General features: G+C 52.6%; 10 protein-coding genes. 4 read left to right on the plus strand and 6 right to left on the minus strand.

Going from position 1 to position 17581, the window contains the following annotated elements; all coding sequences use genetic code 11:
* Positions 1–184 precede the first annotated feature (184 nt).
* Positions 185–4858 (plus strand): EAL domain-containing protein, encoded by a 4674-nt coding sequence (locus NW747_RS05110; RefSeq protein ID WP_273188259.1) that lies wholly within the window; start codon positions 185–187, stop codon positions 4856–4858.
* Positions 4859–4911: 53 nt separating this feature from the next.
* Here the strand turns inward: NW747_RS05110 and NW747_RS05115 are convergent, their stop codons facing one another.
* Positions 4912–5601: an HAD hydrolase-like protein gene (locus NW747_RS05115; protein ID WP_273185613.1), complete on the minus strand. Its 690-nt coding sequence runs from the start codon at positions 5599–5601 to the stop codon at positions 4912–4914.
* Positions 5602–5959: 358 nt separating this feature from the next.
* On the opposite strand from NW747_RS05115, the gene NW747_RS05120 reads away from it, so the two are divergent.
* The gene (locus NW747_RS05120) at positions 5960–7207 is read left to right on the plus strand and encodes an IS256 family transposase (protein WP_273185616.1); all 1248 of its coding nucleotides are present in this window, start codon (positions 5960–5962) and stop codon (positions 7205–7207) included.
* A 625-nt stretch (positions 7208–7832) separates the two neighbouring features.
* Here NW747_RS05120 and bla read toward each other — a convergent pair.
* Together bla and NW747_RS05130 are read right to left on the minus strand one after the other, a co-directional pair.
* A complete protein-coding gene (gene bla / locus NW747_RS05125; RefSeq protein WP_273185619.1) occupies positions 7833–8774 on the minus strand; it encodes a class A beta-lactamase in 942 nt (313 codons plus the stop codon).
* Between the two features lie 44 nt (positions 8775–8818).
* Positions 8819–9355: a flavin reductase family protein gene (locus tag NW747_RS05130; RefSeq protein WP_273185622.1), complete on the minus strand. Its 537-nt coding sequence runs from the start codon at positions 9353–9355 to the stop codon at positions 8819–8821.
* 110 nt (positions 9356–9465) lie between these two features.
* Here NW747_RS05130 and NW747_RS05135 point away from each other — a divergent pair, with 110 nt between their 5' ends.
* Together NW747_RS05135 and NW747_RS05140 are read left to right on the plus strand one after the other, a co-directional pair.
* Positions 9466–9798 carry a winged helix-turn-helix transcriptional regulator gene (locus NW747_RS05135; protein ID WP_273185624.1) on the plus strand — a complete coding sequence of 111 codons (333 nt, stop codon included), beginning with the start codon at positions 9466–9468 and terminating at the stop codon, positions 9796–9798.
* Between the two features lie 291 nt (positions 9799–10089).
* Positions 10090–11337 (plus strand): IS256 family transposase, encoded by a 1248-nt coding sequence (locus NW747_RS05140; RefSeq protein ID WP_273185627.1) that lies wholly within the window; start codon positions 10090–10092, stop codon positions 11335–11337.
* Positions 11338–11522: 185 nt separating this feature from the next.
* Here the strand turns inward: NW747_RS05140 and NW747_RS05145 are convergent, their stop codons facing one another.
* The 3 genes from NW747_RS05145 to NW747_RS05155 all read right to left on the minus strand — a co-directional run bounded on the left by NW747_RS05145 (position 11523) and on the right by NW747_RS05155 (position 17340).
* Positions 11523–12176 carry a TetR/AcrR family transcriptional regulator gene (locus NW747_RS05145; RefSeq protein ID WP_008860282.1) on the minus strand — a complete coding sequence of 218 codons (654 nt, stop codon included), beginning with the start codon at positions 12174–12176 and terminating at the stop codon, positions 11523–11525.
* Positions 12173–16462, minus strand: a complete 4290-nt coding sequence (locus tag NW747_RS05150; RefSeq protein WP_273185630.1) for an acyl-CoA dehydratase activase — start codon at positions 16460–16462, stop codon at positions 12173–12175. Before NW747_RS05150 ends, NW747_RS05145 begins: the two co-directional genes overlap by 4 nt.
* Positions 16463–16785: 323 nt before the next feature.
* Positions 16786–17340, minus strand: a complete 555-nt coding sequence (locus NW747_RS05155) for an LOG family protein (RefSeq protein WP_273185632.1) — start codon at positions 17338–17340, stop codon at positions 16786–16788.
* Positions 17341–17581: the final 241 nt, after the last annotated feature.

Raw genomic sequence — 17581 nt, forward strand, 5'->3', positions numbered from 1 at the left:
ATTTTATAAATGATTATATTTTATAATTGACTTCAGGAAAACAGGGATTTATAGATTCTGGTGTGATACGAATTTATGGCACCGGCTGCATGGTACTGCTCTCTAGAGGACATACTATGCCTGAAAAAATCAGTAAGCCCTTTCACGGGCGTTTCCTGGAGAAAATAGAAACAGTGAGGATAGAGTGAAAAATTGGAAAGAAGACCGGTCCCGGTTTATGGAGGCTGTGTGTGACCATTTTCCCGGCGGCGTCATGGTATACCGTGACGATGAGGAAAAGGAAATTATATTTGGAAATCAGAAACTGCAGCGCATCCTTGGCTGCCGTGATGAAAAGGACTTTGCCGCTTTGACTGGCGGAAAGCTTTCAGGGCTTCTGAAGGAGAACGCAGTTCTGGTGGAGAAGGACATGGAAGGGCAGATGAAGGCTCCCGGCCGGCGGTTCCACCTGGTTACCACGGTGGCTCTCGGGGACGGAAGCCAGAGGCAGGTGGATATGCAGGGCTGCCGGGGAGAGAGGGAAGAGGAAAAGGACCTGGTTTTTGTCTTTGTGACGGCGGTGAATGAAGAACTACCGGTGTATGAAAAGGATCATATTACCGGATTCCCCGGGATGAGGCAGTTTCTGGCGGATTCTGAGAAGGTGGTGAAGGAAAGCGGCCATCCCGAAAAGTATGCCCTTTTATTTTTTGACATTGTCCATTTCAAGTTTTTCAATGTGACCTACGGCATACCGGAGGGGGACGCTTTTCTGCGTCAGATCGGAAACTGTCTGAAAGAGGTCTTTCCAGGGTATTTCATTTCCCGCTTTGATGTGGACCATTTCATGGTGCTGGCAGACAGCTCCGGCGTGGAGGATAAAATCCGGGAGGCCCACAGCCGCATCCTGGCTCTTCGCCCTTCCGCCAAGGTGGACTGCAAGGCAGGCATTTACCAGCTGGGCCGCTGGGGCGCAGACCCCAATCTGGCGGTGACCAGGGTCAAGATTGCCTGCGACAGCATCCATGACAGCGGCGACCGGTTCATGGCTTACTACACGGCGGCTCTGGACAGGAAGGTGGAGCTTAAGGATTATGTATCCCGTCATATGGATGAAGCGGTGGAAAAGGGATACATCAAGGCCTATTACCAGCCCATCGTGCGCACTGTGTCCGGCGCTCTCTGCGGTATGGAGGCTCTGGCCCGGTGGGAGGATCCAGAGAAGGGGTTCCTCCAGCCGGCGGATTTCATTTCCGCCCTGGAAGAGAGCCGGCAGATTCATAAGCTGGATCTGGAAATCATCCGGCAGGTATGCGAAAATTTTTCCCGCTGCATGGCCGAGGGCCGTCCGGTGGTGCCGGTGTCGGTGAACCTGTCTCGCCTGGACTTTCTGCAGTGTGATATTTTCCAGGAAGTAGAGAACCGGGTGCTGGAGTACAATGTGCCCCGGGACATGATTCATATCGAAATCACGGAAAGACTGCTTAACGCCATGGATTCTCGCATCCGGCAGGGGCTTCAGCGGTTTCGGAAGGCAGGCTATGAAATCTGGATGGATGATTTCGGAAGCGGCTACTCCTCTTTAAATCTGTTGAAGGGGTATTTCTTTGATGTGCTGAAAATCGATATGGCCTTTCTGGGAAGCTCCAGCGAAAGGGCCCGAAAGATTATCAGTTCCATCATTTCCATGGACAAAGGTATCGGTACCCGCAGTCTGGCAGAAGGGGTGGAAACAAAGGAGCAGTTTGAATTTCTGAAGAACAGCGGCTGCGAAAAGGTGCAGGGCTATTTCTTCGGAAAGCCCATGCCCTATGAGGAAAGCCTTGACCACTGCATGCGGGAAGGGCTGAAGGTTGAAACCCGGGCCTGGAAGGCTTACTACGATACCATCGGTATGGTCAATTTCCAGACCGATGAGACCCTGACTCTTCTGGAATATGATGGACGCGCCGTTCGCTACCTTTTTGCCAACAGTGCCTATGTTGACATGATTCGCACCCTGGGAGACCATGACGTGAGGGAGGCGGAGCGCTATATCAATGATCCCACCTTGGAGCTTTCTTCCATTTTTCGGAAATATCTGGATAAATGCACCGCCGACGAAAAGGTGCATGAGCTTGTCTATCTTATCCATGACCAGTTCATAAAGGCTGTGGGGCGCTGCATCGCCCAGTGCAACGGCAGAGCCTGCATCAAAATCAGGATATCCAATATTACCGGAAGCATGACCCATGAGGAGCAGCAGCGGGTATACCAGGTGCTCCATAATGTGTATGCCGTATATGACGATATTTTCCTGCTGGACCGGGATAAGGATACCCTGGAGCCCATGGCTGTCAGCGACGGCGACTGGTCGGAGCATGAAAAAATCCCTCATGCTGGAAACTGTATCAGAAATTATGGACTCCGCAACATTTATGCCGATGATTATGAAAGATACATGGCCTTCATGGATATGGATACCTTGGAAAAACGGATCCAAAAGGCAGGCACCGGATTCCTTTCCGGCTTTTTCCGCACCCGGGTGGAAAAGGGACGGTTTATGTGGATGATTCACACCCTGATTCCCATTCCCCGGACCAATTATAGTCAGGTGCTCCACTGTATTCATCGGATTTCCGGAAACAGGTCTGATTTTCCGGAAGGCCTTTCTCTTCCATCGGAAAACAGGGAACAGGGGATGTTTTCGGTTGAGGAGCTGTGGAATTCGCTCATTCACGGAAGCAGGCGGGCCTATTTCTGGAAAGACCGGGAAGGACGCTATCAGGGGGCCAGCCGGAATTTCCTCCTCTATACCGGCCTCCCTTCTGTCAGTGCCATGAAGGGAAAGACTTCCTCAGACATGGGCTGGCTCATGGATGACCATGGGGCGAGGAAATTGGAAGGCCGTGTCCTTTCCGGCGTGGTGGTGGTAAACCGGCCTATGGACATCATTGTGAAAGGGGTGGCGAAGAGCATCGTTTATGGCAAGGTGCCCATTTACCGGGACGGGGAAATCATAGGCACTCTGGGCTGGTTTGAAGATGCGGAGCAGATGGAAAAGGAAACGGGCCGCCAGCCCGTCATGGTCACCGACCGGATCACCGGTGTCATGAACAGCCGGGGCGTCATCGAATCCCTCATCGGCTGCCAGGAGGCGTACCGGAACTTTGGCAGCGATTATGCCATGCTTTTCCTGACCATCCCTCAGTACCGGCGGATCCTTCACAGCTATGGAGAAAAGACAGCCAACGGCCTCTTAAAGGCAGCAGCCGGCAAAATCCGCCATATCATGGGTACCAGAGGCACCGTGGGCCGACTGGATGGAGCCGGTTTCGTCATTCTCTTCCATTATGAAGACCAGACGGAAGTGACGTTCCTGTGCCGGAAACTTCGGCAGGCCATCGCCGATATCCACGAGGTGGGAGGCAGCAGCTGCACAGTGACAGCGGAAATCATCATTACCTACGGCTCCGACGGGATTACCACCGGCCGCCTCTTAAGGGAGGCTGTGGGCATGATGCGGGATAGTGACGAAGGATACAGGGATAAGATGGATCGCTGGGTGGACCGGGAAGCTCTCTTCGATGCCCTGCCGCTTCCTTATGCCCTGCTGGATACACCGATGGGGGAAGATGGAGGCATATCCCAAATCATCTGCCGCTACCATAACGATGCCTATGGCAAAGCCCTGGGTCTTAAGGAAAATGAGGAGCTGAGCCGTCATCTGACTGCCCTTTTGAACCAGGAAAACTACAGCTGGGGCCAGAAGGCCTATGAAGCAGCCTATGAAAAACATACACTGTACGGAGAGAAATACGTGCCCCGGCTGGCAAAAACCATACGCTATATGATGGCCCCCGGGCCCTGGCGGGGCAGCTGCGTCCTCATGCTTCTGGGCCGCGGAGAAACGACGAAGGATCGGCCGGTGCACAAGTCCACAGAGCACCAGATTCTCCGCCTCACCCGCATGCTCATGACGGCTTCGGACTATGAAGCATCGGTGAACCGGGTGCTTCGGGAAATAGGGAATTTCCTGCCCTGTGACAGGGTGTATATATTTGAAAAACAGGGAAACCGGATTTCCAATACCTTTGAGTGGTGCAGGGAAGGGGTCACTTCGGAAATGGGAGAGCTCCAGGACCTGAACTACGAAGAATATGTGGGTGTATGGGACCGGTACCTGAGGACAAACAGCAGCGTGGTGATTCCAGATATTGAAGCAATCCGCCAGACGGACGCCATTACCTATGACTGCCTGAAAAAGCAGAACATTCACTCCCTCATGGAAGCGCCCATGTACCATGACCATAACCTGTCCGGCTATCTGGGCGTAGATAACTATAAGGAATCGGATGCGGCGGACATGAAGTACCTGCTGGAAAATATGGCGGTGTACCTGTCCCGGAAAAAGGATATCCATGACCTTATGGACAGGCTTCGCTATCTCAGCGAAAACGATATCCTCACCGGCGTTCATAACAGAAACGCCATGAATCGGCGCCTTTCGTCCCTGAAGGCAGAGGACCGTTCCCTGGGCATTATCTACGTGGACCTGAACAACCTGAAATGGACAAACGATACCTATGGCCACAGCGTGGGAGACAGCCGTCTCCGGGACATGTCGGCCCTGATGAAATCCGTATGCCCGCCCCAGGATATTTACCGGCTGGGAGGGGATGAATTTGTGGCCTTTCTGGATGGGGCCGATAAAGAAAGTTTCAAGAAAACCTTAGAGAACTTCCGGAAAGCCGCAGAAGGCCGTTCCATTCATGTGGCGGTAGGCGGAAAGTGGATTCCCCATGCGTCTTCGCTGGTGCGGGGCATGCGGGACGCGGAACATCGCATGTACAGCGAAAAACGGCGTTCCCATGAGGGACGGGAAGACAGCCTTTCATGAAATCAAAAAAGACCTGTCAGGAAATGGAAATCATTTTCTGACAGGTCTTTTTTTTAAGAAAGAAGCAGGGAAGAAAGCTCCTTCGGCGAAGAAGCGATGGCATCAGCGCCGGCTTTTTCCAGCTCTTCCCGGCTTCCGTAGCCGTAGGAAACGCCGATGGCCGGTAAATGGTTTTCCCTGGCTCCCTCTATGTCGTAGAAGGTATCGCCGATCATTACCGTATGGGAAGCAAGGAAATCAGGGGAGAAGCCCTTTTTCTCCAGCAGGGACAGGGCTTTCCGTATAATCCGGGCCTTCTGGTCCCGGGTAGCCCTTTTCTTCAGCTCATCGCCTATATCACTGCCGCAGATGACGGAAAAATAGGGGGCAAAACCGAAGTGGGCTATGATTTCCTTCACAAAGGGCTCAGGCTTGCTGGAAGCCACGGCCAGGGTATGGCCGCGGTTCACGGCCTCTTTTAAAAAGGGGGCCAGTCCCGGATAGGGCCGGCAGTCCAGGATGCCCTTCGTTTCATAGAGCTCCCGGAAATGGGTGACTGCCGTCACAATGTCTTCGTCACTCATATGATAGAGCTTTTTCATCTGTACATTAAGGGGCGGCCCGATAAAGGTTTTCAGCTTTTCCGGGTCTGTTTCGTGGATGCCGGCAAAAGAAAGGCCGTACTGCACGGCCTTCACAATGCCCGGGGCGGATTCGGAAATGGTACCGTCCAGGTCGAAGAGAAAAACAGGATAGGATTTCATAAGGTCCTTTCTGGATATAGTGAGCTAGTGAGCTAGTGAGCTAGTGAGCTAGTGAGCTGGTGAGCTGGTGAGCTGGTGAGCTGGTGGGCTGGTGAGCTGGTGGGCTGGTGAGCTGGTGGGACAGGGGAGCCTGTCCCACTGTCCGCTTGCCGCCGACTGCCTTGAATATATGAAACTATGCTTAGTGTCCATAGTGCCACCGCGAAGCGGGGGAAAGGTGGTTCCGTAAAGCACCAAGGGGGGTCCGCAAAGCGGGGCCCGGGTGTGTAAAATATTTTGTGTAAACGCAAAAGCGTCTTGCTCAAAATTAATTTATAACCCATACTGAAAGGGATCAAAGGCAAAGGAGCGAAACACTATGGCAAAGCGTACCCCTACCCCTGCGGAAAAAATTGGTCAGGCTATCTACGATACATACAAGCCTCAATCTGTAGAAGAGATGCAAGATGCCCTGAAGAAGATTTTTGCTCCCCTTTTCGAAGCCGCACTCAAAGGAGAATTGGAGAATCATCTTGGTTATCCCAAGAATGGTGCCATTCCTGAGAAAACCGGTAACTCTCGCAACGGATATTCCCAGAAGACTGTAAAGACTTCCATGGGCGATGTCCCCATTCAGATTCCCCGTGACAGGGAAAGCACTTTCGAGCCTCAGATCATCAAAAAACACCAGAGAGATGTCACGTCCATTGAAGGAAAAGTCCTGGCTATGTACGGTCGGGGTATGAGCCAGCGGGATATTTCATCAACCATTGAAGATATCTACGGCTTTACCATGTCCCATGAACAGATTTCTCACATTACAGATTGTATCCTGGATGAAGTCCATGAATGGCAAAACCGGCCGCTGCTTCCGTTCTATCCGTTCCTGTTCGTAGACTGCATCTACGTCTCCATGAGGACGGAGAGAGCTATCAAGCAGAAGGCAGTCTATGTCATGCTCGGATATGACATTAATGGAAATAAGGATATCCTTGGTTTATGGATCAATGAAACAGAAGGCAAACATACCTGGATGCAGATCTTCGATGAAATCAGGAGCCGCGGCGTCCAGGATGTGGGCTTTATCTCCATGGATGGAGTCAGTGGGCTTGAAGAAGGGGCCCGCTCCATCTTTCCGGGGACCGTTGTTCAACGCTGCATCGTTCACCTGATTCGAAATTCACTGCGGTATATTCCCTGGAACAGAAGCCGTGAATTTGTAAGGGAACTGAAACAGATTTACCGGGCAGTGAATGCAGCTGAAGCCCGCAGACTCTTTAATTCATTCAAAGATAAATGGTCTCAATATCCAGGAGCCATAGCTGTCTGGGAAAGAAACTTCGTCCACGTGGAACAGCTCTTTAACTATGGTCCTGCTGTCCGCAGGGTCATGTACACGACGAACGCTATTGAAAGCGTCAACTCCAGTTTCAGGAAGGTCACAAAAAGAGGTTCCTTTCCCAATGACGAAGCTGTTATGAAAGTCTTCTATCTTCGGATTCTGGAACTGGAAAAGAAAAAACGGAAAGGAAAGGGTCGCGTAGCTAACTGGTCAGATGTTAGAAACCAATTATTGATTGATGAACGAATGGGCAAGCTCATAGCAAAATATGATGAGCTAAACTAAAAACACAAAATTCTTGACAATCCCTAAAATCCACAGCAGCCCTTTCTTCCACCATTTCATAAAACCACCCCCGGTACATCAGGACCTGCCAGAAATCGTTCCGCCCGGCGTCCTCTGCAGTTTTTCCATTTTTATTATAGCATCTTATCTGGGGTGAAGATTGGACAGTAAAAGGCTGCAGGGGTGTTTTGAGATGGGATTCACGATCAGCCGTCAGCAGCCAGCCGCCAGCAGTCAGTGGTCGGCTCTTGAAAAGTGTCCACATTTAGGGGTACAGTACAGTTATAAGTTGTGGGTTATAAGTTGTGAGACGCGGGGCGCGGATTTTCGCGGGTCGCAGTTCGCGTACAGCCGTCAGCATCCAGCTGACAGCAGCCAGCCGCGGTTTGCGATCTGCGATCTGCGATTTGCGGTCCGCGGTCTGCGGTCCGCGAGGTACAGGCTTTGATGCTGCTGGGATGGGAAAACAAAATAGAAAAGACGTGAGCAAAAATCGCTCACGCCGCTCAGGGAACTGATCGGGACTTATTTCAGGATTTGACAAAGACCCGGAACAGAATACACGTCCGTCCAGCCCCTCCTCCTGCCCGATGCTCCGGGTAAAATCATGGGCCAAAAATACCGGTCACGGTTCAGTATATCCGGGTACCAGGCTGGATAAGGCGATTCGGGTAACTGCGGCAACCAGCGCATCATCACTGGGTGCATCTTCCCGGTCATGGGTGGTCATGATGACCAGCAGGACGGGAGCATGATGGGGTGGAAAAATGACAGCAGCATCATTTCGCGTTCCAAAACCGCCGCTGCCGCTTTTATCAGCCACGTGCCAGCCGGTTGGCGTACCGGCCCGTACCAGTGACCCCGTTATGGGACTGTCCATCATCCAGTCCATAAATTGCCGACGCTCTTTAGATCCAAGAATGTCCCCAAAGGCATAGGCATGCAAATCAAAGGCCAGTTGGTGCGGCGTAGTCGTATCAGCGATTTCGTAAGGACGTGCCGTATTCAAATCAGGTTCCGGCCGCGCTGGGCTGGTCACAAAATCATGGAGCGCGACAAGTGACCGCTTCAATCCCTCGATTCCGCCGATTCGCTCCAGCAGCAGGTTGGCCGCAGTGTTGTCGCTCATTCGCAGGGCGGCAGAACAAAGTTCAGCAACCGTCATTCCCTGTGCCACATGTTCTTTTGTCACCGGTGCGTAAGAAAGCAAATCAGCAGAGGTATAGGAGATTTTCTCATCCAGTCCAATGCCCGAGCCTTTTTGCAGACAGGCGCCGACAATGAGCATTTTGCCTGTGGAACAGTAAGCAAACCGTTCATCGGCCCGGTACTGGAGACGTTGGCCAGTTTCCATATCCCAGGCATATACGCCCAGGCGGGCACCATGCTCAGCCTCCAGTTGGGCAAATGAAGCTTCCGGCAGATGCTCCGCTGATCCTGCTGCAGGAGCGGCTGCTGTCTTTTGGCTGTAGGTGGGAAATGACACACCGGCCGCCATCAGGCAGACTGCCACAGCCAATACAGTTTTTTTGAGCTTTGAACCTTTAATTCCCCATTTCCAATGCAAGACAGCATTCCCCCTTTTTCCTGTTCCATTCGTCCAACGTTCCGTCATTCGATGATGTAGGCGTCCACGATTTCTCCGTAGTAAGCGGTATGGACGTCACGGTTTTCTCCGGACGCGCTTCCGTCGACGTCCTGGGGATAGAACCGCTTCTGATTTTCTTCACTGATGGCTTCGAGCTCCTGTTTCTGCTTATAGATCACCCGGCATTCCAATGTCAGAGGAAGTTCTTTGATGCCCGGGACGGAAATGGTTTCCGGATTTTCCAGCGTCAGCCCCAGTTCTTTGATCTTGTCCATATTCCGGCCGCTCCTCGTGCCGGCGATGCCCAGGATCTTCCGATTGAACTGTCCCACCGGGATGTTGATGGTGAATTCCGGATTCTTTTCCAGCTGCTCATGGGTGAACCGGTTCTGCCGGACGAATACAGTGAAAATGGGTCTCGCCCATTCGATGCCCAGCGTCCCCCAGGAGATGGTCATGGTATCGACTTTTTCCCCGTTTTTCGTGGTCAGCAGGACTCCTTTCTGCACGGCCTCCAGGATCGTCTGACTGTATGCGAACACGTTGATTTTCTTTTTCATGGTATTATATCCTCCATCCTTTATTGTCTTCGATGGGTATGGTATCATGGAATGAGACGAATGAACAGTACGCACTATTTTGGAACATACTACCAAAAAGGAGAGTAAAGATGAAGGATACGGAAGTCAATATCGCCCCCTTCGCCTACGCCATCAGGATGGTCAATGGGAAATGGAAGATGCACATCCTTTTCCGGCTGTGGAAAAAAGGGACCCTGCGGTACGGAGAACTGAAACGGGCTCTGGGGCCCGTCACCCATAAGATGCTGAGCGCCCAGTTAAAGGAACTGGAAAGGGACGGGCTGATCGACCGGCACGAATATCCCCAGGTGCCCCCGAAAGTGGAGTATTCCATGACAGCACGGGGACTCACCCTGATGCCCGTGCTGCAGTCCCTTTGCCAGTGGGGAACGGAACATATAAAGGATGCTGTGGAGCCTTGAGGCCGCGGTTCCGCAGGCCGCGGTTCGCAGGCCGCGGGTCGCGGGTCGCGGACAGCCGTCAGCGTCCAGCCGCGGTTCGCAGGCCGCGGGTCGCGGGTCGCGTACAGCAGTCAGCAGTCGGCCGCGGTCCGCGGTCCGCGATCTGCGATTCGCGAAATACAGCTTTGATGCCCCGATGCTTTGGGTCCACCCTGGGTGTGTAAAATATTTTGTGTAAACGCAAAAGCGTCTTGCTCAAAATTAATTTATAACCCATACTGAAAGGGATCAAAGGCAAAGGAGCGAAACACTATGGCAAAGCGTACCCCTACCCCTGCGGAAAAAATTGGTCAGGCTATCTACGATACATACAAGCCTCAATCTGTAGAAGAGATGCAAGATGCCCTGAAGAAGATTTTTGCTCCCCTTTTCGAAGCCGCACTCAAAGGAGAATTGGAGAATCATCTTGGTTATCCCAAGAATGGTGCCATTCCTGAGAAAACCGGTAACTCTCGCAACGGATATTCCCAGAAGACTGTAAAGACTTCCATGGGCGATGTCCCCATTCAGATTCCCCGTGACAGGGAAAGCACTTTCGAGCCTCAGATCATCAAAAAACACCAGAGAGATGTCACGTCCATTGAAGGAAAAGTCCTGGCTATGTACGGTCGGGGTATGAGCCAGCGGGATATTTCATCAACCATTGAAGATATCTACGGCTTTACCATGTCCCATGAACAGATTTCTCACATTACAGATTGTATCCTGGATGAAGTCCATGAATGGCAAAACCGGCCGCTGCTTCCGTTCTATCCGTTCCTGTTCGTAGACTGCATCTACGTCTCCATGAGGACGGAGAGAGCTATCAAGCAGAAGGCAGTCTATGTCATGCTCGGATATGACATTAATGGAAATAAGGATATCCTTGGTTTATGGATCAATGAAACAGAAGGCAAACATACCTGGATGCAGATCTTCGATGAAATCAGGAGCCGCGGCGTCCAGGATGTGGGCTTTATCTCCATGGATGGAGTCAGTGGGCTTGAAGAAGGGGCCCGCTCCATCTTTCCGGGGACCGTTGTTCAACGCTGCATCGTTCACCTGATTCGAAATTCACTGCGGTATATTCCCTGGAACAGAAGCCGTGAATTTGTAAGGGAACTGAAACAGATTTACCGGGCAGTGAATGCAGCTGAAGCCCGCAGACTCTTTAATTCATTCAAAGATAAATGGTCTCAATATCCAGGAGCCATAGCTGTCTGGGAAAGAAACTTCGTCCACGTGGAACAGCTCTTTAACTATGGTCCTGCTGTCCGCAGGGTCATGTACACGACGAACGCTATTGAAAGCGTCAACTCCAGTTTCAGGAAGGTCACAAAAAGAGGTTCCTTTCCCAATGACGAAGCTGTTATGAAAGTCTTCTATCTTCGGATTCTGGAACTGGAAAAGAAAAAACGGAAAGGAAAGGGTCACGTAGCTAACTGGTCAGATGTTAGAAACCAACTATTGATTGATGAACGAATGGGCAAGCTCATAGCAAAATATGATGAGCTAAACTAAAAACACAAAATTCTTGACAATCCCGCGGGCCCTATAAGATTGCCGCGAAGCGGCCTCCAGAACCCTCGGGCCCAAGGCCCGTCAAACTTTAGAACCTTAAGAACCTTCGGGGCAAAGCCCTGTCAACCCTTCCGCGCCGGGCGGCGCGGAACCCTTTGAACCCGGGCCTGCAAAGCAGGCCCCTTTTACTTGGCGCCCTGCAGGATTTCCTTTAAATACTGATTGGTTTCTTTCTTTTCATCCAAAGTGCCCAGAAGGATGTCTACGTAGCGATCCAGGGTGTCGGCGTCGGTATAGCCGGAGATGAAGGAGTTGCTGCGGTTGCTTTCCAGAATGATGGGAAATTCCACGGCTGAGAAAATCTGCATGGCCTTCAGCTCCAGGTCCTTTTCATTGGTATAGCCTGTAATTTCCGCCACATTGCGGATGACCTTCTCCCAGCACTGGCTGTGGAGGAGGGAAAGGTAAATGAAGTAGGTGTCCTTGGCGTCTTCGCTGGAGGGATTGGAAATGGAACGGAACAGGGCAGGGTGCTGGCGGGCCAGATGGAAATAGGCGAGAATGTATTTTTTCATCCGTTCCCTGGCGGGGAGGCGGGTGTCATCCAGGTAGGAAACGATATTTTCCAGATTGCCCATCATGTATTCCAGAGCGCAGCCGATGAGTTCTTCCTTGGAGCCGAAGTAATAGCGCACAGAGGCAATGTTTACATTGGCTTCTCTGGCAATGGTACGGACGGTGGCTTTTTTGAAACCCTGCTGCTGCAGGATGTGCACCGTGGTGGCAATCATTTTCTCGCGGACTTTTTCACCTTTTCCTGTTAATTTTCTTGCACTCATAATGTGGTACCCTTTCTGATGTTCATGGTCTTTCTTACAAAGGACAGATCGTCCGGTGTTTCTTTCTTTTCTGTCAATGCGTTCATCATCAGCTTGAGGCGGTTGGCCTGGTTCACTTCGCTGGCACTGGCATCGCAGTCCAGGGCCAGGAATACGGCTTCCGGATAGGCACTGTGGAGTTTGTGAATCATGCCTTCCCCGGTAATGTGGTTTGGCAGGCAGGCAAAGGGCTGGAGGCATACCACGCCCCGGCATTCATGGTAGAGAAGGTCGATCATGTCGGCGGTGAGGAACCAGCCTTCACCGGCCCGGTTGCCCAGGGAGAGGTACTGGGAGGCTCTCTTGGCCAGCTTGCCGATGCTGGTGATTTCATGGAAACGTTTGGAGTTTTTCAGCGCTTTTTCCAAGGGCTTTCTGTACCATTCGATGAGGTAGCGGGTGAAGGTACCTTTCAGGTCATCCTTGAAGGTGCCGTCCATTTCCTTCCTCTGGAAATGGCTGTCCAGGGAGCCGTAGAGGAAGAAGTCCAGCATGCCGCTTGTTTCCGCTTCGCCACCGTTAGCCTCGATGGCATGGACGATGTCATTGCTGGCAATGGGGCTGAATTTCACGTAGATTTCACCTACAATGCCGATGCGGGGACGGCGGGGCACGTCGGCAAGGGGCAGACGGTCGAAGTCTTTGATGATGGAGGCAATGTTTTTCTTGTACTGATGATAGGACTCGCCTTTCAGAATGGCGGCAGCCGCCTTTTTCTGCCAGGACCGGTAGAGAGTCTCCGCACTGCCCGGTTCCTTTTCGTAGGGGCGGGTGCGGTAGAGGCACTGCTGCAGGGCGTCGCCGTACACCACGGCCTGGATGAGTTTGACGCCCAGGCCCGGCGTGAATTTGAAGCCCGGCTGGGGTTCAAAGCCGTGGGTATTGAGGGAAATCACTGGTATCTGGGACAGCCCTTCTTCGTCCAGGGCTTTGTGGATGAAGCCGATGTAGTTGGAGGCACGGCACATGCCGCCGGTCTGGGACATCATGACGGCTGTGCGGTTCAGGTCGTATTCCCCTGATTTCAGAGCCCTCATGAGGGAGCCGATGGTAATGATGGCAGGGTAGCAGGCGTCGTTGTTCACGCAGGAAAGGCCTTCGTCAATGTCAGCCCGCACCGGCGGCAGTACCTTTACATGGTAGCCGCTGCTTCTGGCAGCTGCTTCGATGAGAGGGAAATGGATGGGAGACATTTCCGGCACCAGAATGGTGAAGTCTTTCTTCATGTCTTCGGTGAAGGCGGATTTCGGATAGAGAATGGGTTCAGCCTTTGTGTTTTCTTCCACCCTTTCCTTGATGGCCGATTTCAGAGAACGAAGGCGGATGCGGACGGCACCCAGGTTCAGACTCTGGTCGATCTTGAGGCAGGTGTAGAGGCGGTCTCTCTTGTTCATGATTTCCTGTACCTGGTCGGTGACTACGGCGTCCAGACCGCAGCCGAAGGAGTTGAGCTCCACCAGCTCCAGATTGCTGTGGCGGGTGACGTAGTCGGCTGCTTTATACAGACGGCTGTGCCAGGTCCACTGGTTCATGACCCGGAGGGTGGGGAACTGGCCGCCCACCATGGATACGCCGTCTTCTGAAAGCACGGCCATGCCCAGCTGGTTGATGAGGTCGGGAATGGAGTGGTTCACTGTGGGATCCACATGGTAGGGACGGCCGGCCAGTACGATGCCGATGAGGTGCTTTTCTTTGATTTCTTCCAGAATCCGTTTCGTTTCCCTGTACAGGTCCTGGCGGTATTCTTCTTCTGCTGCCTGTCCGGCGTAAATGGCGGATTCGATGTCACTGCCCGGAATGCCTAAGGGCTTGAAGAATTTCTTCAGCCTGCCGAAGATGGCTTTGGAATGAAGGGGCAGGAAGGGGTGGTAGAATTTAGCTTTGTACCGGGAGAGCACTTCGTCCATATTGGCCTGGATATTTTCCGGATAGGAGGCCACCATGGGGCAGTTGTAGCTGTTGGTGCTGCCTTCGTCAGGTCCCTTGTCGATGCAGGGGTACCAGATGAAGTCTACGTGTTTCCTGGCCAGGTCGTACACATGGGCATGGGCCAGCTTGGCAGGGAAGCATTCGGAGTAGGATGGAATGGTTTCCATGGCTTCCGTAGGAATGTCCCGGAGCTGTTCACTGGAAAGGAGGACCCGGTAGCCCAGTTTGGTGAAGAAGGCATGCCAGAAGGGATAGTCCTCGTACATGTTCATGGTGCGGGGAATGCCTACGGTGCCTCTCTTGGCGTCTTTGGGGGACAGAGGGCGGCGGTACCAGATCTTATCGTATTTCCAGCGGTAAATATTGGGAAGGGTGGAGTGGGGCGCCGTCTTGCCGGTGAGCATGATGGCAGCGCCTCTTTCGCAGCGGTTGCCGGAAACAAAGGCGCGGCCGTCGTTGAAGCGGGTCAAGGTAATCATGCAGTGATTGCCGCAGCCGGGGCAGCGTTTCATTTCATTGGTATAGGAAAGGGTCTTCAGTTCTTCCGGTGTAACCAGAGAAGACACATGGCCTTCGGGGCAGGAGTCCTTCGTAATGAGGGCAATGCCGTAGGCGCCCATGAGGCCCGCCACATCGGGACGGATCACATGGCAGCCAAGGAGCTTTTCCAGCGCCCGGAGCACGGCGTCATTATAGAAGGTGCCACCCTGCACGACGATTTTATTTCCCAAATCCGATGCCTTCCTGAGGCGGATCACCTTGTAGAGGGCATTTTTAATGACTGAGTAGGAAAGGCCGGCGGAAATATCAGCCACAGATACACCGTTTTTCTGGGCTTCCCGTACCCGGGAATTCATGAATACGGTGCAGCGGGAGCCCAGGTCCACCGGATGGGGGGCTTTGAGGGCAATGCGGGAGAACTCCTTGATGTCCATGCCCAGAGACTGGGCAAAGGTGTCCAGGAAGGAGCCACAGCCGGAAGAGCAGGCTTCGTTCAAAAGAATGTCATCCACGGCGCCGTCCTTGATGCGGCAGCATTTCATGTCCTGGCCGCCGATATCCAGAATGGTGGTGACGTCGGGAAGGAAATGCCGGGCACCCCGGTAGTGGGCCATGGTTTCCACTTCGCCCACGTCGGCCTGGAGAGCCCGCTTAATGAGCTCTTCGCCGTAGCCGGTCACGCCGGCACCGGCAATGACAGCTCCCTTGGGCAGCTTGCTGTAGAGGTCGGAAAGAATCTTTCTGGCACCGGCCAGGGGCGTGCCTTTGTTGCTGCTGTAATATTCGTAAAGAATGCGTCCTTCCTTATCCAGAAGCACGGCCTTGATGGTGGTGGAACCGGCGTCGATGCCAAGCCACAGGGACCCTTTGGCTTTTGAAATATCGCCCCGGGGTGCATGGAAGCGGCTGTGCCGCTCTGTGAATTCCCGGTATTCCTCTTCATTGGCAAAAAGGGGCGGCAGGGTTTTGGAGGTGCCCAGGTCTACGTCTTTTGCCTCTTCCACTTTGGCCAGCCAGCTGTCCAGATCCATAGGGCGGTCATGACGGCCGGACAGGGCGGCGCCCATGGCCACATAGAGTTCCCCATGCTCTGGTACGATCATATCTTCATCGGCAATGTCCAAAGTCTTCTGGAAACGCTCCCGCAGCATGGGCTGGAAAGTCAGAGGCCCTCCAAGAAAGGCCACTTTGCCGTGAACCGGACGGCCGCAGGTGAGACCGGAAATAGTCTGGTTCACTACGGACTGGAAAACGGAAAGGGCAATATCCTCATGGGAAACGCCTTCATTCAAAAGGGCCTGGATATCGGTTTTGGCAAATACGCCGCAGCGGGAAGCAATGGGGTAAATCCGGCCGGCTTTGGCGGCCAGCTGTCCCAGGCCTGCTGCATCCACAGAAAGGAGGGAGGCCATGCGGTCGATAAAAGCACCGGTGCCGCCGGCGCAGGCGCCGTTCATGCGCTGGTCCACGCCGTTGCGAAGATAGGTGATTTTCTCATCTTCCCCGCCCAGCTCGATAATCACATCGGTGTCGGGATGGAAAGTCTCCACCGCCTTCGTTTCCGCCAGAATTTCTTGGCAGAAGGGGAGACCCATCAGTTTGGCCAGCCCCATGCCGCCGCTGCCGGAAATAGAAGCGGTGATGCGATAGCCCGAAAATTTCTCCTGCAGTTCTTTCAGAAGAGACATGGTAGCGCTTCGGATATCAGACATATGGCGCTGGTACCGCCCGAAAAGAAGCTTCAGGTAAGGCGATAAAGCAGCCACCTTGACTGTGGTGGAGCCCACATCGATTCCTACGTGAATGACTGGTTTCATGAAATAACCTCCCAGGTCTGCGATTGCACCGCTGACCATTAAAAATCAATGAAAAACATCCTGTTACAAAATACATACTGTTGTTTATAATCATATGATTGACTTGTTCGATTATATTTTAGCACTCTTCGATAAATCCTACAATCATGGAACTTTAAAACAACCGTTTGAAGTGATACATATTTGCATATGATTTTGATTAAATTCATAGATAACTGCATAGAAGGCTATGGAAATAGGGGTCCGCAGAAGAGACAGCCTAAGAAGGCCCGGGGAAAAGCCCGGGCCTTCTTACAATATAATATATCGATTTCGCAGGGAAATCATTTTTCTAGGATTTTCATGATTTCTTCCAGGGAAGAACAGAAATGGATGGAGGAAAGGTCTTCCTTTTCAATGAATCCAAGGCGTAGCCAGTTTTGGAAAAGGGCCTTCAGGGGATCGTAGATTCCGTTTATATTGGCAATGAGAATCGGCGGGCGGCTCCCGGGGGCGGCGTAGATGCGGTAGTGGCTGAAGGTGTCGGCCAGTTCTTCCAGCGTGCCTATGCCGCCGGGAAGGACGATGAAGGCGTCGCCGGATTCAATCAATTTCTGCTTTCTGGTAATCATGTCCGGTACTTCCAGAAGCTCCGTAATACCCCGGTGGGCCTGTTCCTTTTCGATGAATACCCGGGGGATAATGCCGGTGACCCGGCCGCCGGCGGCCATGGCGGCGTCTGCCGCAAGGCCCATGAGGCCCACGGTGCCGCCGCCGTAAATCATGTGGAAGCCTCCCTTCCCCAGCGCTTCTCCCAGCCGCGCTGCCAGGGAAGCGAAGGCACCATCATTTCCAAAGTGGGAACCGCAGTAGACAGTAATATTTTTATAAGTAGTCATGGCTTTTCCTTCTTTTTACACAAATCATAGGGAATAGAGCTGTTATTTATTGTATCATAGAGAAAGGGAAAGGAAGGGAAATCCTCTTTTTGAGAAAGTTTCCGCTTTCCGGACCTGGAGGGCATCTGCCGGGCAGAAAAGGCTCTTTTTGAAGCAAATGGCACGCCAGGAACCGTGGTAAAAAAGTTATGCATAAATACGGAGAAAAAAGCCAATAAAAAGTTTGACATGGAAGGCTGGT

This window comes from Dialister succinatiphilus, from assembly GCF_928721695.1.
Classification (GTDB): Bacteria; Bacillota; Negativicutes; order Veillonellales; family Dialisteraceae; genus Dialister; species Dialister succinatiphilus.